This is a genomic window from Streptomyces sp. NPDC044106, from assembly GCF_056433985.1.
In genome coordinates this window covers 26,151-49,136 of record NZ_JBWKFZ010000013.1, presented here as the reverse complement: position 1 = coordinate 49,136, position 22,986 = coordinate 26,151, and the positions used below count along the sequence as shown (strand labels likewise).

The following is a 22,986-nucleotide window of genomic DNA, read 5'->3' as shown; positions in this document are numbered from 1 at the left end:
TGGCGAACATGGCGAACAAGGCGAGCACGGCGGACATGGCGAACAAGAACATTCCCGATCCGGGATTCTCCGACGACGACGGGACCGCCGACCCCCGGCTGGCCGAGGCGCTGGCCGCCTGGTCCGAGGACCGCACGGCCCACGGTCCGGTCCTGCGGGCCCTGGCCGGCGCCCGGCTCCTCGTCCCCGTCGTCGCGGTGCTCGGCGAGGTGGAGGAGGACGAGAACGGGCTGCGTCGCGAGAAGACCAGCGACATGGCCGTCCCCACCCTCAAGGCGGGCGACCGCAAGGCGCTGCCCGCCTTCACCTCCATCGAGGCCCTCGCCCTCTGGGACCCGGCCGCCCGCCCCGTCGCCGTCCCGCTGCACCAGGCCCTGCAGGCCGCCGCCCACGAGCAGGCCGACACCATCGTCCTGGACCTGGCGGGCCCCGTCCCCTACGAGCTGGGCCGCTCCGCCCTGCTCGCGCTCGCCGAGGGGCGCGCCAGCGCCGACCCGCTCGCGGACCCCGCCGTCACCGGCGCGGTGCGCGCGGCCGTCGCCGCCGAGCCCGGCGTGCTCCGCGCCCACCTGGGCCCCGGCCACGCCGACGGCACCCTCGCCCTGGTCCTCGACCCGGCCGCGGACCCCGCCGAGGCCGCCCAGCGGGTGGCCCGGCGGATCGCCGCCGACGAAACACTGAGGGCCCGCCTGGTGCGCGGCCTCGACCTGGCACTCCTGCCGGCCGAGGCGACGCCACCGGGCGAGCCCCTCTACGTACGTACGGTGTGAAGGTGAAGGCTCAGCCGAAGACCGGGCCCGTGTACTTCTCGCCGGGCCCCTGACCCGGCTCGTCGGCAACCAGGGACGCCTCGCGGAACGCCAGCTGCAGCGACTTCAGGCCGTCACGCAGCGGCGCCGCGTGGAACGAGCTGATCTCCGTGGCGCTCGCGTCCATCAGTCCGGCCAGCGAGTGGATCAGCTTGCGGGCCTCGTCCAGGTCCTTGTGGCCCTCGCCGCCCTCGGCGAGACCGAGGTTCACGGCGGCGGCGCTCATCAGGTGGACCGCCACCGTGGTGATCACCTCGACCGCGGGGACGTCCGCGATGTCACGGGTCAGGGTGTCGAAGTCGGGGGAGTCGGGCCCGGCGCCTGCGGGGGACTCGGGGGTGGGGGTCGCGTCGCTCATGTGCCACACGATATGCCGAGCCCCGCGCGGCCCGGGCCCCGGGAGCCGCCGCGCGAGCTGGTTCGCCCCACCCGGGCAGAGCTGCTAACCTTGTGTAACGACCGGCTGGACACCCGCGTGCCAACGCGAGGGTCCGGCCCACAAGTGGAGGCTCCGATCTCCCACCTGACCGCTCCCCGGAGCGGCGGGTCACCGGTCAGGCGGCCGAAGTCCCCGAGGCTTCGGGTCGCCCGATGTGCGCCCCGCGATCACCGCGGAGGTGCTCCGGTAGTACGTGGAGCCCCTTCTGTGATCGGTCGGGGCATTTTTTGTGGCCTCGTTCGGTTGGTCCAGTCAACAGACGTAACGCGGCTGTCCGCCAGACGGTCGCGTGGTGCTACCGAGGAGGATCCATCAGCGCCGAGCCCCGCATCAACGACCGGATTCGCGTTCCCGAGGTGCGACTTGTCGGTCCCAGCGGCGAGCAGGTCGGGATTGTCCCGCTTGCCAAGGCCCTGGAGCTTGCGCAGGAGTACGACCTCGACCTGGTCGAGGTGGCCGCGACTGCGCGTCCGCCGGTCTGCAAGCTCATGGACTACGGGAAGTTCAAGTACGAGTCGGCCATGAAGGCCCGTGAAGCGCGCAAGAACCAGGCGCACACGGTCATCAAGGAGATGAAGCTCCGGCCGAAGATCGACCCGCACGACTATGACACCAAGAAGGGTCACGTCGTCCGGTTCCTCAAGCAGGGCGACAAGGTCAAGATCACGATCATGTTCCGTGGTCGTGAGCAGTCCCGCCCCGAGCTGGGCTTCCGACTGCTGCAGCGTCTCGCTTCGGACGTCGAGGACCTTGGGTTCATCGAGTCGAACCCGAAGCAGGACGGCCGGAACATGATCATGGTTCTCGGTCCGCACAAGAAGAAGACCGAGGCGATGGCCGAGGCCCGTGAGGCCCAGGCGGCCCGCAAGGCGGACGCGAAGGCCAACCCTGGCCGCTCGCAGAACTCCGCCGAGGGGGAGGAGCTCGACGAGGCTCCCGCCGAGGCCCCGGCCGAGGCTTCTGCCGAGGCCTGATCCCGTGGACGCGAGTCCAGGGGATGCCAACCGATACATATGGCTCCCGGATGCCCGGTTTAACGACCGGGCATCGGAACGCCACTGACGAGGAGAGAACGGCGCTATGCCGAAGAACAAGTCGCACAGCGGTGCCAGCAAGCGCTTCAAGGTCACCGGCTCCGGCAAGGTGCTCCGTGAGCGCGCCGGCAAGCGCCACCTGCTCGAGCACAAGTCGTCCCGTCTGACGCGTCGCCTCACCGGCAACGCCGAGATGGCCCCGGGCGACGCCAAGAAGATCAAGAAGCTTCTCGGCAAGTGAGCTCGGGTGCCGGACACGGCACCTGACCTCTGACCGGGACCCAATCGATACCGGGTCGTGTGAGTCCAACCACGGCCCCGCTACAAGGAGTTAAACAGTGGCACGCGTCAAGCGGGCAGTAAACGCCCACAAGAAGCGTCGGGCGATTCTCGAAGCGGCCAGCGGCTACCGCGGCCAGCGCTCGCGCCTGTACCGCAAGGCCAAGGAGCAGGTCACCCACTCCCTGGTCTACAACTACAACGACCGCAAGAAGCGCAAGGGCGACTTCCGTCAGCTGTGGATCCAGCGCATCAACGCCGCTGCCCGCGCCAACGGCATCACCTACAACCGCTTCATCCAGGGTCTGAAGGCCGCCAACGTCGAGGTGGACCGCAAGATCCTCGCGGAGCTGGCCGTCAACGACGAGAACGCGTTCGCCGCGCTCGTCGAGGTCGCGCAGAAGGCGCTGCCGTCGGACGTCAACGCGCCGAAGGCGGCGTGACGCTTCGCTGAGCCGAGCGTGATTTCGGACCCGTGAGCCGGTTGGCTTGCGGGTCCGCTGTCGTTCGGGGTCTCGTCCGCCCTGTGCTGTCTCTGCCGTCCGCGGGTCTGTTCTCGGCTGGTCGCGCAGTTCCCCGCGCCCCTATCGGGGCGCCGTCCCGAGGTGAGTTGAATGGTTGCCGCCCCCGAATTGATCTCCCCCAAGTCGCCCCGCGTCAGTGCGGCCCGGCGGCTGGCCAAGCGGAATTTCCGGGGGAAGGAGCGGCTGTTCCTCGCCGAGGGGCCGCAGGCCGTGCGGGAGGCCGCCGCGTACGCGGACACCCTGGTCGAGCTGTTCGCCACCGTCGACGCCGCCGAGCGGTACGCCGACATCGTGGGGGAGGCGCGGGCCGCCGGGGCCCGGGTGCACCTCGCCCACGAGGACGTCATCGCCGACATCTCGACGACCGTCACCCCCCAGGGCCTCGTCGGCGTCTGCCGTTTCCTCGACGTGCCCTTCGACGAGGTCATCGCGGGCCGCCCGAAGCTCGTCGCCGTCCTCGCCAACGTCCGCGACCCCGGGAACGCCGGGACCGTGCTGCGCTGCGCGGACGCCGCGGGCGCCGACGCCGTGGTCTTCACGGACGCCTCGGTGGACCTCTACAACCCCAAGGCGGTCCGCGCGTCGGTCGGTTCGCACTTCCATCTGCCCGTCGCCGTGGGCGTACCCGTCGAGCAGGCCGTCCGAGGGCTCAAGGACGCGGGCGTACGCATCCTCGCCGCGGACGGGGCCGGTGCGGACGACCTCGACACCGAACTCGACCGGGGCACCATGGGCACCCCCACCGCCTGGGTCTTCGGCAACGAGGCCTGGGGGCTCCCGGAGGAGACCCGCGCACTCGCCGACGCGGTGGTGCGCGTTCCGATCCACGGCAGAGCCGAAAGCCTCAACCTCGCGACGGCCGCGGCCGTGTGCCTCTATGCGTCCGCCCGTGCACAGCGCGCCGCCAGTACTCGCTGAGGGGGTCCGCTCCGTCACATCGAGCTAGTAGTGTGACGGGCTCACCGACAGTCCGAGAGGTGGGGTACGGGGAATGAGCGTCGGCACGAGCAGAGCACCGGGAGTGCAGGGCGTCGTCCGTGCTCGCACGGACCGCGACGGCCCCGGTGACCTCGGCGACCTCGGACTCGACCCCGACGAGCTGCCCGACGGGCTCGTCGTCGCCGACGAGGCGGGCCGCGTCATCTGCTTCAACGCGGCGGCGGTGCGCATCACCGCGGTCCCCGCGACCGACGCCCTCGGCGCCCCCCTGGAGCGCGCCCTCCCCTTAGAGGACCTCGAAGGCCGCCGCTGGTGGCAGCTGACCGACCCCTACGGCGGCCTCGCCATCCGCAACGGCCAGCCCGAGCGCAACCTGCTCCTGCCCGGCGGCCGCGAGATCCTGGTCACCGCCCGCTACGTACGCACCGCCCGCACCGGGCCCGTACGCCGCGTCATCGTCTCCCTGCGCGACACCGAGGCCCGCCGCCGCACCGAGCGCAGCCACGCCGAGCTGATCGCCACGGTCGCCCACGAGCTCCGCTCGCCCCTCACCTCCGTCAAGGGCTTCACGGCGACCCTGCTCGCCAAGTGGGAGCGGTTCACCGACGACCAGAAGAAGCTGATGCTGGAGACCGTCGACGCCGACGCGGACCGCGTCACCCGGCTGATCGCCGAGCTCCTCGACATCTCCCGCATCGACTCCGGCCGCCTTGAGCTGCGCCGCCAGCCCGTCGACATCGGCGCCGCCGTCGGCCGCCACATCCAGGCGCACGTCGCGGCCGGCCAGGACGCCGACCGCTTCCTCGTCCGCGTCGAGCAGCCGCTGCCCGACCTCTGGGCGGACCCCGACAAGATCGACCAGGTGCTGAGCAACCTGCTGGAAAACGCCGTGCGGCACGGTGAGGGAACCGTCACCATTGAGGCGGCGGCCGCCTCCTCCTCGCCGCGCGAGCGGGGCGGCGCCGAGACCGCCGTGACCGTGAGCGACGAGGGCTGCGGCATTCCGGAGGAGTCGATGGGCCGTGTCTTCACCCGCTTCTGGCGGGGCAGCAAGCGCGGCGGGACGGGACTGGGGTTATACATCGTGAAGGGCATCGTGGAGGCGCACGGCGGGACGATCACGGTCGGCCGCGCGCCCGGCGGCGGTGCCCAGTTCCGATTTACGTTGCCCGTGGGGGCCCCGGCGTATCTCCAGTGACCCTGTCGGGGACCGCCTGAGCAGCCCGCGGGCTCATTCGTTCACCGCACCCCCGTTAGACTCGGTCGTTGGCACTTTGTGTCCCCAAATCCGGGACAGCTTGTCTCCGAGTCGTTGACGGGGACCCATCCGCCAGCCAATCGGAAGCACGGGAAGAGATGTCGGCACCGAACAAGTCGTACGACCCTGTTGAGGTCGAGGCACTGAAACCTGAAGAGATCGAGCGCATGCGGGACGAGGCGCTCGCCGCCTTCGCGGCCGCGGACTCCCTCGACGCGCTCCAGGAGGCCAAGATCGCGCACACCGGCGGCACCTCGCCGCTGGCGCTCGCCAACCGCGAGATCGGCGCGCTGCCCCCGCAGGCCAAGGCCGAGGCGGGCAAGCGCGTGGGCATGGCCCGCGGCGCCGTGAGCAAGGCGCTCGCCGCCCGTCAGAGCGAGCTGGAGGCCGAGCGCGACGCCCGCGTCCTGGTCGAGGAGGCGGTGGACGTCACGCTGCCGTACGACCGCACGCCCGCCGGCGCCCGGCACCCGCTGACCACGATGATGGAGCGCGTCGCCGACGTCTTCGTCTCGATGGGCTACGAGGTCGCGGAGGGGCCCGAGGTCGAGGCGGAGTGGTTCAACTTCGACGCCCTGAACTTCACGCCCGACCACCCCGCCCGGCAGATGCAGGACACGTTCTTCGTCCAGGGGCCCGAGGGCGCCGAAGGCGGTGGGGGTACCTCCCAGGCTTTCGGCACTGGGGGAGAGTCCGGTGTCGTGCTCCGTACGCACACCTCGCCCGTGCAGGCCCGCGCGCTCCTCGAACGCCGCGAGCCGCCGGTCTACGTCGTCTGCCCCGGCCGCGTGTACCGCACGGACGAGCTGGACGCGACGCACACCCCGGTCTTCCACCAGATCGAGCTGCTCGCCGTCGACGAGGGCCTGACCATGGCCGACCTCAAGGGCACCCTGGACCACATGGTCCAGTCGCTCTTCGGCCCGGACATGAAGACCCGGCTGCGGCCGAACTACTTCCCGTTCACCGAGCCGTCCGCCGAGATGGACATGGTCTGCTACGTCTGCCGCGGCGAGTCCGTCGGCAACGCCGACCGCCCCTGCCGCACCTGCGGCAGCGAGGGCTGGATCGAGCTCGGCGGCTGCGGCATGGTCAACCCCAAGGTGCTCACCGCCTGCGGCGTCGACCCCCAGAAGTACAGCGGATTCGCCTTCGGGTTCGGCATCGAACGGATGCTGATGTTCCGCCACAACGTCGAAGACATGCGAGACATGGTCGAGGGTGACATCCGGTTCACCCGGCCGTTCGGGATGGAGATCTGATGCGGGTCCCGCTTTCCTGGCTGCGGGAGTACGTCGACCTCCCCGCCACCGAGACCGGCCGCGACGTGCAGGCCAAGCTGATCGAGGTCGGCCTCGAGGTCGAGACCGTCGAGCAGCTCGGCGCGGGCCTCAAGGGCCCGCTCGTCGTGGGCAAGGTCCTCACCATCGAGGAGCTCGAGGGCTTCAAGAAGCCCATCCGCTTCTGCACCGTCGACGTCGGCATGGCCAACGGCACCGGTGAGCCGCAGGAGATCGTCTGCGGCGCCCGGAACTTCGCCGTCGGCGACAAGGTCGTCGTGGTCCTGCCCGGCGCCGTCCTGCCCGGCGACTTCGCCATCGCCGCCCGCAAGACGTACGGCAGGACCTCGCACGGCATGATCTGCTCCGGTGACGAGCTGGGCATGGGCGACGACGGCTCCGGCGGCATCATCGTCCTGCCGCCCGAGCACGAGGCAGGCACCGACGCCATCGAGCTCCTCGAGCTGGTCGACGAGGTCCTCGACATCGCCGTCACGCCCGACCGCGGGTACGCCCTCTCGATGCGCGGTGTCGCCCGCGAGACCGCCATCGCGTACGGCCTGCCGCTGCGCGACCCGGCGCTGCTCGACGTGCCCGCGCCGAACTCCTTCGGCTACCCGGTCAAGATCAGCGACCCGCTCGGCTGCGACCGCTTCACCGCGCGCACCGTCACGGGCCTGCAGCCCGAGGCCCGCTCCCCGATCTGGCTGCAGCGCCGCCTGCAGAAGGTCGGCATGCGCCCGATCTCGCTCGCCGTCGACATCACCAACTACGTGATGATGGAGCTCGGCCAGCCCCTGCACGCGTACGACCGTTCCAGCGTCCAGGGCACGATCGGCGTCCGCAGGGCCGAGCAGGGCGAGAAGTTCACCACCCTTGACGGCACCAAGCGCGTCCTGGACGCCGAGGACCTGGTCATCACCGACGACCGCGGCCCCATCGGCCTCGCGGGCGTCATGGGCGGCGCCAACACCGAGATCGCGGACTCCGAGGCGGACGCGGAGACCGGGCAGGTCCGCGGTACCACCGAGGTGGTGATCGAGGCCGCGCACTTCGACGCGATCTCCATCGCCCGCACCGCGCGCCGCCACAAGCTGGCATCCGAGGCGTCCAAGCGCTTCGAGCGCGGCGTCGACCCGCAGGCCGCGGCAGCCGCCGCGCAGCGCACCGTCGACCTGCTCGTGCTTCTCGCGGGCGGCAGCGCCGAGGCCGGCGTCACCGAGGTCATCGCCCCGACCGGGCCGCGCACGATCACCATGCCGGCCGACCACCCGGACAGCGTCGCCGGTGTCGTCTACGGCCGCGAGACCGTCGTACGCCGCCTCCAGGAGGTCGGCTGCGACGTGTACGGGCAGGACACCCTGACCGTCACCGTGCCGTCCTGGCGCCCCGACCTCGCCGAGCCGAACGACCTCGCCGAGGAGGTCATCCGCCTTGAGGGGTACGAGAACCTGCCCTCGACGCTGCCCAAGCCCCCGGCGGGCCGCGGCCTGACCGAGCGGCAGCGGCTGCACCGCCGCGTCGGCCGCGCGCTGGCCGGCGCCGGTTACGTGGAGGCGCTGAGCTACCCCTTCATCGGCGAGGGCGTCTTCGACCAGCTGGGCCTGGAGCCGGACGACCCCGCGCGCCGCGTGGTGAAGCTCGTCAACCCGATCTCCGACGAGGAGCCCGCGCTCCGTACGACGCTGCTGCCTGGGCTGCTCGCCACCCTCCGCCGCAACGACGGGCGGGGCTCGCACGACCTGGCCCTCTTCGAGACCGGCCTTGTCTTCCACCCCCAGGACGAGCTGAAGGTCGCCGGGCGCCTGCCCGTGGACCGGCGTCCCACCGACGAGGAGATCGCCTCCCTCACCGAGGCGCTGCCCGTCCAGCCCCGGCACGCGGCCGTCGTCCTCGCGGGCGCCCGCGAGCAGGGCGGCTGGTGGGGCAAGGGCCGCCCGGCGGACTGGGCCGACGCCGTCGAGGCGGCGCGGACCATCGCCCGGGAGGCCGGTGTCGAGCTCATCGTCGACCAGGGGCAGTACGGCCCGTGGCACCCCGGCCGCTGCGCCCTGCTGAAGGTCGTCGTCGACGGCGAGATCGTCACCGTCGGCCACGCGGGCGAGCTGCACCCGCGCGTCGTGAAGGCGCTGGGCGTGCCCGCGCGCACCTGTGCGATGGAGCTGAACCTGGACGCGCTCGAGTCGGCACGCGAAGGCGGCGTCCAGGCACCGCGCATCTCGACCTTCCCGGTGGCCACCCAGGACGTCGCCCTCGTGGTCGACGCCGAGGTGCCCGCCGCCGTCGTCGAGTACTACCTGCGCGGCGGCGCGGGCGAACTCCTGGAGTCCATCCGGCTGTTCGACGTCTTCGAGGGCGAGCAGATCGGCGCGGGCAAGAAGTCCCTGGCGTACGCGCTGCGCTTCCGGGCGGCCGACCGCACGCTCACCGTCGACGAGGCCTCCGCGGCCCGCGACGCGGCCGTCGCCCTGGCGGCCGAGCGGACGGGCGCGGTGCTGCGCGGAGCGTAGCCACCGCCGGGCAGTAGGCAACAGGCGCACACGGGGCGCATCGAGGGGCTCATCCGGACCACCGGGTGAGCCCCTCACTCGTTCGGGTGGCAAGAGGAATCAGCATGGTCCGATCGGTCCATACGGTCGTAAGAATCGATCCGGCCGTAGCGCCGGCCTGCTCGCTGAACAGGGCCTGGGACACGACCTAGGGGGGGCCGAGGGCATGACGCGTACCAGACCTGGGGCTGCCCGGCGGGGTGCCCGCCTGCTTCCCCGTGTGCTTGACCGCGTCCGCCCGGCGCGGCCTCCGCGGCACCGACGCGCGCTCGCCCTGCTCCTTCCCACGGTGTGGGGCGCCTGCGCGGTCACGTACAAACTGGCCTGTCCGCTCGCGCAGCAGGACGGCATGGGGGCACGGATCGTCAGCAGCGCCGTCTTCTTCGCCGTCGGGGCCGGGCTCATCTGCCACGTCCATCGGGCGCTGCTGCGGGAGCTGCGGCAGGTCCGCGAGGTCGCGGGCGCCGCGCAGAACGTACTGCTGCGGCCGCTGCCGCCCCGCCTCGAAGGGCTCGCGCTCGCCGTCGGTCGGCTCTCCGCGTCGCGCGGCGCCTCCGTCGGGGGAGACCTGTACGAGGTGGCGGCCACCGAGCACGGCGTCCGGGTCGTCATGGGCGATGTGCGCGGGCACGGCCTCGCCGCCATCGGGAGTGTCGCCGCCGTCCTCGGCAGCTTCCGCGAGGCGGCCCACGACGAGCCCGAACTCCCGCTGGTCCTTCGGAGGTTGGAGAGAGCGCACAGCCGGTACCTGCGGGAGCGCTCGCGCGCCGAGCACCCCGCGAACGGCGGCCCGGCACCGGACGCCCCGCCGGCCGAGGAGTTCGTGACCGTACTGCTCCTTGAGATCAGCCAGGAGGGCGAGATCTCCGCGCTGAACTGCGGGCACCCCTGGCCCCACCTGCTGAGCGGCCAGGCGCGGCCCCTGACGGACAGTGAGCCGCTGCCGCCGCTCGGTTCCTTCCCGCTCCCCGCCGAACTGCCCGTGCTGCGCTGCGGCCGGCTGCTGCCCGGCGAGGCGCTGATCCTGCACACGGACGGCATGGAGGAGCAGCGCAACGCCGCGGGCGCGTTCTTCCCGCTGCGCAGCGCCCTCACCGAGGCCGCAGGTGGCCGGCCCGTCTCACCGCAAAGCCTGGTCCGCGCGGTCCATGCCCGGCTCGCCCGCCACGCGGGCCGGTCGCCGTCCGACGACGCGGCCCTGCTCGTGCTGCGCAACGACCGGGTGCGGGTCCCCGTCCAGCAGCCGGAGCCCGGGCGGCGCGCCCGCACCATGAGTTGAGAGCGGGCCCACGGGGCGGCCGGGCACCGGGGAAGACGGCATGCGCCATCCGCCCCGCCATGGAGTTGTCGGGCAGACGGCGGGACGGATGACGCCGATGAGGGCCGCCGCACTGTACGAGGGGGAGCCGGCGGCCCGGCCGGCCTCCTTAACTGATGAGGCATCTCAGTCAAGCGATTCCACACCCCACGCGGCAGAGCGCACACCCCCCGGATTCGGGCACTCCGTTCACACCCCGTGTGAAGGGCCCTCCACTACGCTGAACAGCACCGAGCCACCGGAGGGCACCCATGCAGCCCAACACCCTGCTCGACGCGATCCTCGACGAAGCGGGCATTTCCCACGCGGGACTCGCCGCACATGTGAACCAGGCCGGACGGGCCAGGGGACTGGCGTTGCGCTACGAACACACCGCCGTCTCCCGCTGGTTGAAGGGTCAGCGGCCGCGGGGCCAGGTGCCCGACCTGATCTGCGAGGTGCTCGCCGCCCGGCTGCAGCGGCCCGTCACCCTCGACGACATCGGCCTCGGCCTGCCCGGTGTGCCGGCCGCCCGCACCGGCTCCACCGCCTCCACGCTCTCGGGGTTCGTGGAGCGGGCCACCGCCCTGTGGCGCTCCGACGAACAGCAGCGCCCGCACCTGCTCGGCGCCCCCGCCGTCACCGGCACGCCCGCCGTGATGCCCGTCTGGGAGTGGGAGAACCCGCCCGAGGACGTCGACGTCTCCCGCGGTGGACGGCACCCGGTCAGCAAGGCCGACATCGAGATGATGCGCGCCGCCCGCACCCACTACGAGCAGATGTACCGCAAGACCGGTGGCATCGCGACCCGCACCCGCATCGTCGGCTTCCTCAACGCCGAGGCCGCGCCGCTGCTGCGCGGCAGCTACACCGACGAGCTGGGCCGCCAACTGCACCGTTCCACGGGCGGGTTGGTGGCCATCGCGGGCATCTGCGCGTACGACTCCGACGCGCACGGTCTCGCCCAGCGCTACTTCCACCAGGCGCTGCGGCTGGCCAAGGCGAGCGGTGACCAGGGGCTCGGCGCGTACGTGATCGCGCTCCTCGTCAACCAGTCCCTGTTCATGCGCGAGCACCGCCAGGCCGTGGCCTTCGCCGAGGCCGCGCTGCGCGCCGCGGGACGCGACCTGACCCCGGCCCTCGCATCCGATCTGTACGCGATGCAGGCCAAGGCGTACGCGCACCTGGGCGACGGCAGGAGCGCGCTGTCCTGCATCCGGCGTGCGGAGGTGGCGGCCGACCGGATCCTGCGCGGCCGCGAGCCGGACGAGACGGGCTATGTCCAGCCGGGGCTCGTCAACGTGCAAGTGGCGGAGGCGCTGCTCAGCCTCGGTGATCTGGCCAGCGCCCACGAGCACGCCGCGGCGGCCGTGGACACTCCGGCGCACGACCGCGGCCGGGTGCACCGCCTCGCCATGCTCAGCCAGATCGAGCTCCGCCAGGGCAACACCGACGAGGCGGTGGCCTCGGCGGTGAAAATGGCAGAACAGGCCCGGGGCATGGAGTCCCAGCGGCTGCGCGATCGGCTGCGCGCGGTCCGGGAGCACCTGGTCCGCAGCGACTGCGCGGGCACGGCCGAGGCGGCCGCACTGATCGACGGGGCGCTGCGCGTGCCGCTGTGACGCGCTAGCGGCGCCGCCGCGCCGTCCGCGCATACGCACAGCTCCGAGCCGTACACACTCTGCTCCGACATTCGGCCTGCTGCGATATTGCCATCTACTCGGCGGAAGGTGGCAGAACCGTGCAGTGGACGAAACAGAGCGAACAAACTGTGTACGGAAACCGTTGGTTCACCGTCAATCTCGCAGATGTCGAGCTACCCGACGGCCGGCATCTGGATCACTTCCTCATACGGCTGCGGCCCGTCGCCGTGGCCACCGTCGTCAACGACGCCAACGAAGTGCTGCTGCTGTGGCGGCACCGCTTCATCACCGACAGCTGGGGGTGGGAACTCGCGGCCGGCGTCGTCGAGGACGGCGAGGACATCGCGTACGCGGCGGCACGCGAAATGGAGGAGGAGACCGGCTGGCGGCCGGGACCGCTGCGGCACCTCATGAGCGTCGAGCCGTCCAACGGGCTCACCGACGCCCGGCACCACATCTACTGGTCCGACGAAGGGACGTACATCGGCCACCCCGAAGACGACTTCGAGTCGGACCGCCGCGAGTGGGTCCCGCTCAAGCTGGTACCCGACATGGTGGCTCGCGGAGAGGTCCCGGCCGCCAACATGGCCGCGGCGCTCCTCCTCCTGCACCATCTGCGCCTCGGCCAGGACGCGCGCTAACCAGGCGCGCGCCAGCTAATGGCCTATCGCCTGCCAGACCGCCACGGCGATCGCCGCGACCGCCGCGAGAGCGACGATCGTCGGCAGTGGCCAGCGGGTGTTCTCCAGTGCGGCGACCCGGGCCTCCATGGTCTCCACGTTCTTGGCGGTCTGTTCGTCGTGCTGCGTGAGCAACGCCAGCCGTCCGTCGACGCGGGCGAGGCCCACGTCCAGGCTGCGTCGTAACTCCGCGAGTTCCTCAGGGACCACGGCCATTTCGCCGTCGGTGGTCACGAGTCCGCTCCTCTCTGTAGTGGCGCGTCCCCCCTCCTTCCGCACGGAAAGTCAACTCGCGTGGTGGGCAGGGCGGGAGAGTGTGCGATGGGCATATGCGAGCCTTCTGCGCACACGGTGTGTGAACGCCGCGGGCCCGGCACTCGCAGGAGTGCCGGGCCCGTCGGTACGGAGCGTGTTCGTACGGGGTGTGCGCCGCTCGGGCGCGTCCCGTCAGGCGTACGTGTAGAAGCCCGAGCCGGACTTCCGGCCGAGGCGGCCCGCGTCCACCATCCGCTGCAGCAGCGGGGGAGCGGCGTACAGCGGCTCCTTGTACTCGGCGTACATGGAGTCGGCGACCGAGGCGACCGTGTCGAGGCCGATCAGGTCGGAGAGCTTGAGCGGGCCCATCGGGTGGGCGCAGCCCATCTCCATGCCGTTGTCGATGTCCTCGCGGCTCGCGATGCCCGACTCGAACATCCGGATGGCGGAGAGCAGGTACGGGATGAGCAGCGCGTTGACCACGAAGCCCGAGCGGTCCTGGGCGCGGATCGCGTGCTTGCCGAGGATCTTCTCGACCACGGCCTGAGCGCGGCTGATCGTGCCCTCGGACGTGGTCAGCGCCGGGATCAGCTCGACGAGCTGCTGCACCGGCGCCGGGTTGAAGAAGTGGATGCCGATGACCTGGTCCGGGCGCGAGGTCGCGACGGCCAGCTTCACCAGCGGGATGGAGGAGGTGTTGGAGGCGAGGATCGCGTCCTGCCGGGTCACCACCTGGTCGAGCACCTGGAAGATCTCGGTCTTTACCTGCTCGTTCTCCACCACGGCCTCGATGACGAGGTCACGGTCGGCGAACTCGCCGAGGTCGGTGGTGAAGCTGAGGCGGTCGAGCGTCGCGTCACGCTCCTCCTCGGAGATCTTGCCGCGCTCGGCCGCCTTGGAGAGGGAGTTGTACAGCCGTGTCCGGCCGATCTCCAGGGCCTCGCCGGTGGTCTCCGCGACCTTCACGTCCAGTCCGGAGCGGGCGCAGACCTCTGCGATTCCGGCGCCCATCTGGCCACAGCCCACCACTCCGACGCGTGCGATATCGGTCATGGAGTCGGTCACCTCGTGCCTTTCGCTGATCAACGGGGCCGGCAGGTCCCCCGTCCCCCGTATGGATGCGGTGCCTGCCTCGGCCGTGAACGTTACTCCGCAATGAGGGGTCCATGAGGGGCCGGGTCGGGCATGCTGTGCGCATCCGGCAACGGGTGCCGGAGGACTGCTGGCCAAGGAGGTACGCAGATGAGGCGTATGTCACGTCGAGGTTTCTCGTTGGTGGCCGCGGCGGCGGTCGCGGGCCTCGCGACGGCGGGGGACGCGGCCGCCGCTCCCGGCCGGCGCCGGAAGAAGGGGCGCGAGCTGCGGGCCATGTGGCTGGCGAGCGTCGTCAACCGCGACTGGCCGTCCAAGCCGGGGCTCCCGGTGGCGCAGCAGCGCAGCGAGTTGCTGGCGTACCTGGACTCGGCCGTGGACCGCAGACTCAACGCGGTGGTCTTCCAGGTGCGGCCGACCGCCGACGCGCTGTGGCCGTCGCCGTACGAGCCCTGGTCGGAGTACCTGACCGGCACGCAGGGCAAGGACCCGGGCTGGGACCCGCTGGGCACCGCCGTGCGCGAGGCCCACCGCAGGGGCCTTGAGCTGCACGCGTGGTTCAACCCCTTCCGGGTCGCTAACCACACCGACCCCTCCCGTCTTGTGGCCACGCACCCCGCCCGGGTGCACCCCGACTGGGTGCTGCCGTACGGCGGGAAGCTCTACTACAACCCGGGCCTGCCCGCGGTGCGGCGCTTCGTGCAGGACGCGATGCTCGACGCTGTGCGCCGGTACCCGATCGACGCGGTGCACTGGGACGACTACTTCTACCCCTACCCGGTCGCGGGCCAGAAGTTCGACGACGACGCCGCCTTCGAGCAGTACGGCGGCGACTTCCCGGACCGGGCGTCCTGGCGGCGGGACAACATCGACACGCTGGTGCGGGAGATGTCGGGCCGGGTGAAGAAGGCGCGGCCGCACTGTCAGTTCGGTGTCAGCCCCTTCGCCGTCTGGCGCAACCTCGCGACGGACCCGACGGGGTCGGACACCCGGGCCGGGGTGCAGACCTACGACGATCTGTACGCGGACACGCGGGGCTGGGTGAAGAAGGGCTGGCTCGACTACATCGTCCCGCAGGTGTACTGGAACATCGGCTTCGCCGCCGCGGATTACGCCAAGCTGATCCCGTGGTGGAGCGACGTCGTGCGCGGCACGGACGTGAAGCTGTACATCGGCGAGGCCCTGTACAAGGCGGGTGATCCGGCGCAGCCCGCGGCCTGGCAGGACCCGGCGGAGCTCTCCCGGCACCTCACGTTCGCCGAGGACTTCCCCGAGGTGCGCGGGCACATCTACTTCTCGGCGAAGGAGGTCGGCGTCGACAGGATCGGCGCGATGGCCCGTGTCGTCGCCGACCACTACCAGGAACCGGCGAGGCCACCGCGCTGATCCGCGCGGACACGGCCTAGGAAGCCGGGTCCTGATGCCGTACGACGGTGTCGGGGCCCGGCGACATCAGCGTCTCGTGGCCGTCCTCGAAGCGGACGCGGTACGGCGGGCCACCGTCCGGGCCCAGGACCTCGACGACCTGCGCGATCCGGTCGTGCTGCCCGACGATCCTGCCGTGCAGCACCAGCTCGTCGCCTACGGTTGCACGCATCTGGAGAGCCCCCTCGTCCCGCTCTGCGGTCGCGAACTGTGGCGGCAAGTGTACGACGGGTGGCGGGAGTTGGGGCCGTCCTCGGGTATACGGCCGGTCAGTCGCGGGCCCGTTGGGTGACCGCGATGCACACGAGGACGGCGGCCGCGGTGAGCGGCGCCGCCACGGTGAGGTGCTCGCCGAGCAGGAACACCGACCAGACCAGCGTCAGGAGCGGCTGGGCGAGCTGGAGCTGGCTGGCCCGCGGGACGCCGATCTCCGCCATCCCCCGGTACCAGACGACGAGGCCGAGGAACTGCGAACCGAGTGCCGCGTACAGCAGGCCCGCCGTGCTGTGCCCGGTGAGGTGGAAGGACTCGTGGGGCAGGGCCGCGAGCGCGCCCACCGCGTTGAGCGGCAGGCACAGGACCAGCGCCCAGCCGATCACCTGCCAGCCGGGCATCTCCCTGGCGAGCCTGCCGCCCTCGGTGTAACCGGCCGCGCAGATCAGCAGCGCGCCGAAGAGGTAGAGGTCGGCGGTGGTCAGGGCGCCGCCGCTCTGCTGCACGGTGAAGGCGATCACCGCGGCGGCCCCGGCGAGCGCCGCCGTCCAGAAGGTGCGCGAGGGGCGGGCCCCGGTGCGCAGCGCCGAGAGGGCGGCGGTCGTCAGGGGGAGCAGGCCGACGACCACGGCCGCGTGGGCGGTGCTCGACGTCTGCAGGGCGAGCGTGGTCAGCAGCGGGAATCCGACGACCACGCCGACGCCCACCACGGCGAGGCCGAACCAGTGCCGCCGGTGCGGGACGGCGACGCGCAGGGCGAGCAGGCAGCTCCCCGCGACCAACGCGGCGAGCACGCCGCGCAGGGTCACGAAGCTCCAGGGTCCGATGCCCTCGAGAGCCCAGGCGGTGGAGGGGAAGGTGAGCGAGAACGCGGTCACGCCGAGAGCGGCCATCACGGTGCCGGCGCGGCGGGACGCGGGCGCGGGGCGCTGCTTCTCGTCGAGGGCGGGGACCGCTATCCGGGTCGGGCGAGTAGCGCTATCCTGTGCTGTCATGCATGACAGTAGCAGTGTGGGCGAACTGGCGAAAAGCCTGCGAGCGGAGCTTGACCGCTACTCGCCAGGTGGAAAGCTGCCGTCGAGCCGGGCGCTGGTCGAGCGGTTCAGGGTGAGCCCGGTGACCGTGTCCCGGGCCCTGGGCCAGCTGGCCGCCGAGGGCCTCGTCGTCACCCGCCCCGGCGCGGGCGTCTTCCGCGCGGAGGCGTCGGAGCCCGCCGCGCCCGTCGGCGACACGTCCTGGCAGGAGGTGACGCTGAGCGCCGACGCCGCAGCCGAACTCGTGCCGCGCTCGGTCGACGCGTCCGGAGTGCTCGCCACCCTCGCCGCGCCGCCGCCCGGCATCATCGAGTTCAACGGCGGCTACCTCGATCCGGCACTGCAGCCCGAGCGCGCGATGGCGGCGGCCCTCGCACGGGCCGGGCGGCGCCCCGGGGCGTGGGGGCGACCGCCGGTCGACGGCCTGCCGGAGCTGCGCGAGTGGTTCGCGCGAGGAATCGGCGGAGCGATCACGGCCGCCGAGGTGCTGATCACCGCGGGCGGGCAGAGCGCCCTGACGACGGCGCTGCGGGCGCTCGCCCCGCCCGGGGCGCCGGTCCTCGTCGAATCCCCCACCTACCCAGGCATGCTGGCGATCGCCCGGGCCGCGGGGCTGCGTCCCGTGCCGGTGCCCGTGGACACCGACGGGGTGCGCCCCCGGCTCCTGGCGGCAGCCTTCGAGGCGACGGGCGCCCGGGTCTTCGTCTGCCAGCCGCTGTTCCAGAACCCGACCGGCGCGGTGCTGTCCGCCGAGCGCCGCCCCGAGGTCCTGCGGATCGCCCGCGAGGCGGGGGCCTTCGTCATCGAGGACGACTTCGTGCGCCGCCTCGTCCACGAGGACGCCGGGCCGCTGCCGCGCCCACTCGCCTCCGACGACCGCGACGGCGTCGTCGTCCACGTCTGCTCGCTCACCAAGGCCACCTCGCCGAGCTTCCGCGTCAGCGCGCTCGCGGCCCGCGGACCTGTCCTTGAGCGGCTGCGCGCCATCCAGGTCGTCGACCACTTCTTCGTACCGAGGCCACTGCAGGAAGCGGCCCTCGAACTGGTGGGCTCCCCGGCCTGGCCACGCCATCTGCGGGCGGTGGCGGGCGAGTTGAAGGAACGCAGGGACACGATGGCGGCGGCGCTGCGGCTGCGCCTGCCCGAGCTCACGGTGCCGCACGTCCCCGCGGGCGGCTACAACCTGTGGCTGCGGCTGCCCGACGGCACGGAGGAGTCCGCGTTCGCCTCCGCGGCCCTGCGCGCGGGCGTGGCCGTGGCCCCAGGCCGCCCGTACTTCGCGGCCGAGCCCCCGGCGGCCCACGTCCGCCTGAGCTTCGCGGCGGTCGCGGGGCCGGGGGAGATCACGGAGGGGGTACGGAGGCTGCGGGTGGCTTGTGATGAGGTGCTGGGCGCCGGGGTGGGCTGAGAGCCTGTCTTCGCGCCCCCGCCTGCGCCCCGACGCCCGGCAGGGGTCAGCGGTCGCCGGGACCTTCGGCGCGGACCGTCCGCCGGTACTCCGTGACGAGCAGCAGGTCCTTGGCGGGGCCGCCGACCCGCCACCGGGTGCGCCAGCAGTCCGCGGCGGCCACCTCGAACTCGCCGCGGTAGAGGTCGCTTACGCAGGGGTGGTCCGTCGTCCAGCGACCCGTGCGCAGGTCGAGGTCGTGGAAGAAGCGGCCGTCGGCGAACTCCACGCGTGCGGTGCCCGCCGCCTCGCCGGGCAGGAAGCGGAGCGTGCGTTCGGCGGGGCGGGCGATGCCGTGCCAGGTGAAGGTGCCGGACTCCTGGTGGAGGAGGCCGCCGGATTCGGGGGCGGGCAGCGGTGAGAAGCGCGTCGTACCGGTGAAGCGGCCCTCGGAACCGTCCGCGAGGTCGCGGACGGTGCGCTCGACGCGCCACTCGCCGGTGAGGAAGGCGAGTGTCTCAGGGACGGGGACGGGGAGGCGGACGGCCACGGCGTCCCTGTCGGCCTTCTCCTCGAAAAGCGGCATACCCGCAGGCTACGCGGCCCGGCCGAGCGCCCCGCCGCCACGGGGGCGGCAGGCGGGGAGCGCGGCGGCTAGCGGTCCAGGACCGCCAGGCTGTTCTGGTCGTACCGCGTCCCCGCCACCCGGTCCGCGGGCGCCGCGGCGTCGATCGCGGCCAGCTCGTCGGCGGACAGCTCGATCGCGGTGGCGCCGAGGTTCTCCTGAAGGTACTTCTCGCGGCGCGTGCCCGGGATCGGCACTACGTCGTCCCCGCGGTGCTGCACCCAGGCGAGCGCGAGCTGTCCGGCTGTCACGCCCTTCTTCGCGGCGAGCGCGTCCAGGGTCTGAACGATGGACAGGTTCTGCTCCAGGTTGCCGTCGGCGAAACGGGGCTGGTAGCGGCGCACGTCGTCCTTCTGGAGGCCGTCGAGCGAGGTGTAGCGGCCGGTGAGGAAGCCGCGTCCGAGCGGCGAGAACGGCACGATGCCGATGCCGAGCTCACGGCAGACCGGCGCGATCTCCGCCTCCAGGTCCCTGGTCCACAGGGACCACTCGCTCTGCAGCGCGGCGATGGGGTGCACGGCGTGCGCCCGCCGGATCGTGCGCGCGCCGGCCTCGGAGAGCCCGATGTGGCGCACCTTGCCCGCCGCCACCAGCTCCGCCATCGCGCCGACGGTCTCCTCGATCGGCACGGTCTTGTCGACCCGGTGCTGGTAGTACAGGTCGATGTGGTCGACGCCGAGGCGGCGCAGCGAGGCGTCGCAGGCCTCGCGTACGTACGCCGCGTCGCCCCGTATGCGCGTGGGCTCGCCGAGCCGGTTGGCGAAGCCGAACTTCGTGGCGACGACGGCCTGTTCGCGGCGCGCGCCGGTGAGCGCGCGGCCGATGAGCTGTTCGTTGTGGCCGTGGCCGTAGTAGTCGGCGGTGTCGAAGAGGGTGACGCCGAGGTCGAGGGCGCGATGGATCGTCGCGATCGACTGCGCGTCGTCGGACGCGCCGTAACCGTGACTCATCCCCATGCAGCCGAGTCCCTGCGCCGAGACGGTCAGCGCGCCGAGGCGGCGCGTGGGAAGGGTGGACATGCTGGTACCTCCTGGGACGTGCGCGGTGATCCGGGGGATGCCCTGTGATCGGGTACGAACCTAGGACTTGGAGCGAACTCCAGGTCAAGCCCCGGATCTCCGGAGAACCGGAGCGCGCGTACGGGGGCTTTCCCCAGGTGGTCCGGCCCGGTAGCACGATGTTCCGGCGCCGTGAGTGTTCCTAGCGTGGTGATCACCAATTCCTCGGTCGGCCGTCGGAGACGGACGGACGGGCGGGCGGACCGGGAGCCACCGAACCAAGGAGCACGATGCGCGTCGCGTCAGCAGTCACCGCCGGTCTCGGCCTCGTCGGATTACTCGCGGGCGAAGTGGCCGCCGCGGACCTTCCCGAGACGCCCAAGTCGGCGCACCAGGCGCTCAGTTGGGGCAGCTGCTCCGCACACCAGAAGGGGCTGAACGAGGCGGGCGCGCGGTGCGCGAAGGTGACCGTGCCCCTCGACTACGCGGACCCCGGCGGCCGTACGATCGACATCGCCGTCTCCCGCATCAAGGCGAAGTCACCGGGGACGCGGCGCGGCATCCTGCTCTCCAACCCCGGCGGCCCGGGCGGCACGGGACTCGCCCACACCCTGGCCCTGCGGTCCACGCTGAAGGGTGCGGCGGACCACTACGACCTGATCGGCTTCGATCCGCGCTTCCTCGGCGAGAGCACGCCCGTCACGTGCGGCAAGGCACCGCGGCCCACGCCACCTGCCGAAAACACCACACCGCGCCGTGACTTCGCGGACGCGGTGCGGTCGGCGCGCGAGACCGCGCGCCGCTGCCAGGAGTACGGCGACAACGCCGCGCTGCTCCCGCACGCGTCGAGCCGGAACGTCGCCCGCGACATGGACGCGATCCGGGCGGCGCTGGGCGAGCGCAAGCTGTCGTACTACGGCGTCTCGTACGGAGCCGACCTGGGCGCTGTCTACACCCAGCTGTTCCCGCGCCGCACCGACCGGATCGTCCTGGACTCCTCGACGGATCCGGCGGCCACGCAGTACGAACTGTTCCAGCGGTCCGGGGCGCCCGCGGAGGCCGCGCTCAAGAACATCGACGGCTCTGATGGCATCGATGGCCTTGACGGCCATACGTACGCGGACGTCCGGGCGTTGCTGGCACGGGCCGAGCGGCACCCCATCCCGGTCAAGGGGCAGCGCCTCAATGCCCCGCTACTGCGCATGATCTTCAAGCAACTCGTCCAGCACGAGGAGAACGACCCCCAACTCCGCGGTGTCGTGGCCGACTTGAAGAAGGCCGCCGCGGGTGAGGCGGTCGAGCCGGGACCGGCGCTCGCCGGGATGCTGGAGTTCCTCTCCTCGCCCGAGGTGGCGGACAGCATGGTGGGCGGCGCGATCTTCATGTGCGGCGACGGGGGCTGGCCCGCGGGCGGGTGGCCCAAGAACCCGCGGACGTACTGGAAGAACATGCAGCGCAGCAGGGCCGACCAGCCGGTGTTCGGGCCGTACGTCAACACAATGATCGCTCCGTGCGCGTTCTGGAAGGGCGAGCCCCGTGAACCCGGCACGAGGATCGGCAATGACGTGCCGGTCCTGATGCTCCAGGCCCGCTACGACAACAACGTCCCGTACGAGGGCGCCCTCGCCCTGCACGCGAAGCTCGCCGGGTCCCGCCTGGTGACGGCGGACATCCGCTCGCACGGCGTCTACGGGCGCGGCAACGACGGCCTCACCCCCGTCCCGTGCGCCGACCGCACCGTCAACGCCTACCTGCGCGACGGGAAGCTGCCCGCCACGGACCGCACGTGCGCGAGGCCGAAGAAGACAGCCGACACCACGGAGAAGGAGAATTCCCGATGACGACCGGGATCAGCAGGCGCACGGGCCTCGCGGCGACCGCGGCGGCACTGCTCACGGGAGTGGCAGGCACCAGGGCCGCCGCGGCAGCCCCCGCCTCCGCCTCCGCCGCCCCGCCCTCCCGGCGCGGGCGCACCCTCCAGCGCGACGTCGACGCGATCCTCGCCACCGGCGTGACCGGCGTCCTCGCCGAGGTGCACGGCCCGCACGGCCGCACGGCCGCCCGGGCGGGCGTCGCCGACCTCGCGGCGGAGCGGCCGGTGCCCTGGGGCGCGTACTACCGCATCGGCAGCGACACGAAGACGTTCACCGCGACGGTCGTCCTCCAACTCGTCGGCGAGGGACGGCTGAAGCTCACCGACACCGTCGAGCGGTGGCTGCCGGGAGCGGTCCGTGGCCACGGCAACGACGGCCGCCGGATCACCGTCGCCAACCTGCTGCGGCAGACCAGCGGCCTCAACGACTATATCGACGGGGACAGCGAGGACTTCACCCCCGACGGCTACCGCCGCAACCGCTTCCGCTCGCAGACGCCCGAGGAGCAGCTGACGGCGGCCCTCGGCGCGCCGCCGCAGTGGCTGCCCGACGCCGACGACCCGGCGGGGGAGCGGCGCTGGGGCTACTCCAACACCAACTACATCGTCGCCGGGATGATCGTCGAGGCGGTCACGGGGCACCCCTGGGCCCAGGAGGTCCACGAGCGGATCATCGAGCCGCTCGGACTGCGCCACACCTTCGCGCCGGGCACCTCGCCGTACGTGCCGCAGCCGACGGCCACCGGTTACACGTACTTCCCGAAGGGCACCCGCCCCGTCGAGACCACCCTCGGCTTCGGCGGCGGAGCCGACGGCTGCCTCATCTCCACGCCGCGCGACCACGGCGTCTTCCTGCGCGCCCTGCTCGGCGGCCGACTGCTGCGCCCGGCGCAGCTGGCGGCCATGAAGCGGACCGTGCCGGTGAAGGACTGGATCCCGGCCGACGGCGTCCGCTACGGCATGGGCATCGCCTGGCGTCCCGTCGCGGGCCGCGACGACGGAATCTGGTTCCACGGCGGAACGAGCCTCGGCTGCGTCTCCGAGGGCGGCGTGACCCCGGACGGCACGACCTCAGTCAACAGCGCGGCCTTCACCCTGCGCATCGACAGCGTGGAGCCGCACGAGGCGCAGGCGCGGGCGACCCTCCGGATGGTGGACGCGGCGCTGAGCGCGGGTCCGGGCCGGGGCGGTTCGTAGGGCTGGTCCCGGGTCCCGGGTCCCGGAGCCCGGAGCCCGGAGCCGGGAGTCCGGGGCTGGGGTGCGGCGGGGCTCCGGGGGCCGGGGGCCTGATGGCGGGGCCCGTCCGTGGTCCCTTCGCCGAGGGCGCTGCCGTACTCCCGGGCGGGCTCCCGT

22 protein-coding genes are annotated in these 22,986 nt (G+C 72.2%); 15 read left to right on the top strand and 7 right to left on the bottom strand.

The window, feature by feature from the left end; translation table 11 throughout:
- Positions 1–35 precede the first annotated feature (35 nt).
- Positions 36–770: an SseB family protein gene (locus AC07DI_RS24075; protein ID WP_384258261.1), complete on the top strand. Its 735-nt coding sequence runs from the start codon at positions 36–38 to the stop codon at positions 768–770.
- A 10-nt stretch (positions 771–780) separates the two neighbouring features.
- On the opposite strand, the gene AC07DI_RS24070 is transcribed toward AC07DI_RS24075, so the two are convergent.
- Positions 781–1,167: a DUF1844 domain-containing protein gene (locus AC07DI_RS24070; RefSeq protein WP_384258149.1), complete on the bottom strand. Its 387-nt coding sequence runs from the start codon at positions 1,165–1,167 to the stop codon at positions 781–783.
- Between the two features lie 392 nt (positions 1,168–1,559).
- Here AC07DI_RS24070 and infC point away from each other — a divergent pair, with 392 nt between their 5' ends.
- The 10 genes from infC to AC07DI_RS24020 all read left to right on the top strand — a co-directional run bounded on the left by infC (position 1,560) and on the right by AC07DI_RS24020 (position 12,692).
- The gene (infC, locus tag AC07DI_RS24065) at positions 1,560–2,222 is read left to right on the top strand and encodes a translation initiation factor IF-3 (protein ID WP_384258259.1); all 663 of its coding nucleotides are present in this window, start codon (positions 1,560–1,562) and stop codon (positions 2,220–2,222) included.
- Between the two features lie 106 nt (positions 2,223–2,328).
- On the top strand, positions 2,329–2,523 hold the full coding sequence (gene rpmI / locus AC07DI_RS24060) for a 50S ribosomal protein L35 (RefSeq protein ID WP_007829094.1): 195 nt from the start codon (positions 2,329–2,331) through the stop codon (positions 2,521–2,523).
- Between the two features lie 97 nt (positions 2,524–2,620).
- Entirely contained in the window at positions 2,621–3,004 is a 384-nt protein-coding gene (rplT, locus tag AC07DI_RS24055; protein WP_384258146.1) for a 50S ribosomal protein L20, read from the top strand.
- 171 nt (positions 3,005–3,175) lie between these two features.
- Positions 3,176–4,003, top strand: coding sequence for a TrmH family RNA methyltransferase (locus AC07DI_RS24050; protein WP_384258144.1), 828 nt, complete (start codon positions 3,176–3,178; stop codon positions 4,001–4,003).
- A 73-nt stretch (positions 4,004–4,076) separates the two neighbouring features.
- The gene (locus AC07DI_RS24045; protein WP_478906056.1) at positions 4,077–5,222 is read left to right on the top strand and encodes a sensor histidine kinase; all 1,146 of its coding nucleotides are present in this window, start codon (positions 4,077–4,079) and stop codon (positions 5,220–5,222) included.
- 158 nt (positions 5,223–5,380) lie between these two features.
- The gene (gene pheS, locus AC07DI_RS24040; RefSeq protein WP_384258140.1) at positions 5,381–6,544 is read left to right on the top strand and encodes a phenylalanine--tRNA ligase subunit alpha; all 1,164 of its coding nucleotides are present in this window, start codon (positions 5,381–5,383) and stop codon (positions 6,542–6,544) included.
- On the top strand, positions 6,544–9,072 hold the full coding sequence (gene pheT, locus AC07DI_RS24035) for a phenylalanine--tRNA ligase subunit beta (protein ID WP_478906055.1): 2,529 nt from the start codon (positions 6,544–6,546) through the stop codon (positions 9,070–9,072). Before pheS ends, pheT begins: the two co-directional genes overlap by 1 nt.
- Before the next feature lie 205 nt (positions 9,073–9,277).
- A complete protein-coding gene (locus AC07DI_RS24030; RefSeq protein WP_384258135.1) occupies positions 9,278–10,390 on the top strand; it encodes a PP2C family protein-serine/threonine phosphatase in 1,113 nt (370 codons plus the stop codon).
- A gap of 290 nt (positions 10,391–10,680) precedes the next feature.
- On the top strand, positions 10,681–12,030 hold the full coding sequence (locus tag AC07DI_RS24025) for a transcriptional regulator (RefSeq protein ID WP_478906054.1): 1,350 nt from the start codon (positions 10,681–10,683) through the stop codon (positions 12,028–12,030).
- 119 nt (positions 12,031–12,149) lie between these two features.
- The gene (locus tag AC07DI_RS24020; protein WP_055699051.1) at positions 12,150–12,692 is read left to right on the top strand and encodes an NUDIX hydrolase; all 543 of its coding nucleotides are present in this window, start codon (positions 12,150–12,152) and stop codon (positions 12,690–12,692) included.
- A 15-nt stretch (positions 12,693–12,707) separates the two neighbouring features.
- On the opposite strand, the gene AC07DI_RS24015 is transcribed toward AC07DI_RS24020, so the two are convergent.
- Together AC07DI_RS24015 and AC07DI_RS24010 are read right to left on the bottom strand one after the other, a co-directional pair.
- Positions 12,708–12,965 carry a hypothetical protein gene (locus AC07DI_RS24015; protein ID WP_384258130.1) on the bottom strand — a complete coding sequence of 86 codons (258 nt, stop codon included), beginning with the start codon at positions 12,963–12,965 and terminating at the stop codon, positions 12,708–12,710.
- Between the two features lie 213 nt (positions 12,966–13,178).
- Positions 13,179–14,039 carry a 3-hydroxybutyryl-CoA dehydrogenase gene (locus AC07DI_RS24010; RefSeq protein WP_384258128.1) on the bottom strand — a complete coding sequence of 287 codons (861 nt, stop codon included), beginning with the start codon at positions 14,037–14,039 and terminating at the stop codon, positions 13,179–13,181.
- A 189-nt stretch (positions 14,040–14,228) separates the two neighbouring features.
- On the opposite strand from AC07DI_RS24010, the gene AC07DI_RS24005 reads away from it, so the two are divergent.
- Positions 14,229–15,464 carry a glycoside hydrolase family 10-like protein gene (locus tag AC07DI_RS24005; protein ID WP_384258126.1) on the top strand — a complete coding sequence of 412 codons (1,236 nt, stop codon included), beginning with the start codon at positions 14,229–14,231 and terminating at the stop codon, positions 15,462–15,464.
- A gap of 16 nt (positions 15,465–15,480) precedes the next feature.
- Here AC07DI_RS24005 and AC07DI_RS24000 read toward each other — a convergent pair whose 3' ends face one another.
- Positions 15,481–15,675 (bottom strand): DUF1918 domain-containing protein, encoded by a 195-nt coding sequence (locus AC07DI_RS24000; protein ID WP_384258124.1) that lies wholly within the window; start codon positions 15,673–15,675, stop codon positions 15,481–15,483.
- 97 nt (positions 15,676–15,772) lie between these two features.
- A complete protein-coding gene (locus tag AC07DI_RS23995; protein ID WP_384258122.1) occupies positions 15,773–16,711 on the bottom strand; it encodes a DMT family transporter in 939 nt (312 codons plus the stop codon).
- Between AC07DI_RS23995 and AC07DI_RS23990 the strand changes: the two genes are divergently transcribed.
- Positions 16,710–18,158: an aminotransferase-like domain-containing protein gene (locus AC07DI_RS23990; RefSeq protein WP_478906053.1), complete on the top strand. Its 1,449-nt coding sequence runs from the start codon at positions 16,710–16,712 to the stop codon at positions 18,156–18,158. The two genes, AC07DI_RS23995 and AC07DI_RS23990, sit on opposite strands and share 2 nt — an antisense overlap.
- 46 nt (positions 18,159–18,204) lie before the next feature.
- Here the strand turns inward: AC07DI_RS23990 and AC07DI_RS23985 are convergent, their stop codons facing one another.
- Positions 18,205–18,723 carry a DUF6314 family protein gene (locus AC07DI_RS23985; protein WP_478906052.1) on the bottom strand — a complete coding sequence of 173 codons (519 nt, stop codon included), beginning with the start codon at positions 18,721–18,723 and terminating at the stop codon, positions 18,205–18,207.
- A 68-nt stretch (positions 18,724–18,791) separates the two neighbouring features.
- On the bottom strand, positions 18,792–19,781 hold the full coding sequence (locus AC07DI_RS23980) for an aldo/keto reductase (protein WP_478906051.1): 990 nt from the start codon (positions 19,779–19,781) through the stop codon (positions 18,792–18,794).
- A 269-nt stretch (positions 19,782–20,050) separates the two neighbouring features.
- Here AC07DI_RS23980 and AC07DI_RS23975 point away from each other — a divergent pair, with 269 nt between their 5' ends.
- Both AC07DI_RS23975 and AC07DI_RS23970 read left to right on the top strand, forming a co-directional pair.
- Positions 20,051–21,601 carry an alpha/beta hydrolase gene (locus AC07DI_RS23975; protein WP_478906050.1) on the top strand — a complete coding sequence of 517 codons (1,551 nt, stop codon included), beginning with the start codon at positions 20,051–20,053 and terminating at the stop codon, positions 21,599–21,601.
- Positions 21,598–22,830, top strand: a complete 1,233-nt coding sequence (locus tag AC07DI_RS23970; RefSeq protein WP_384258110.1) for a serine hydrolase domain-containing protein — start codon at positions 21,598–21,600, stop codon at positions 22,828–22,830. Before AC07DI_RS23975 ends, AC07DI_RS23970 begins: the two co-directional genes overlap by 4 nt.
- The last annotated feature ends 156 nt before the right edge of the window (positions 22,831–22,986 follow it).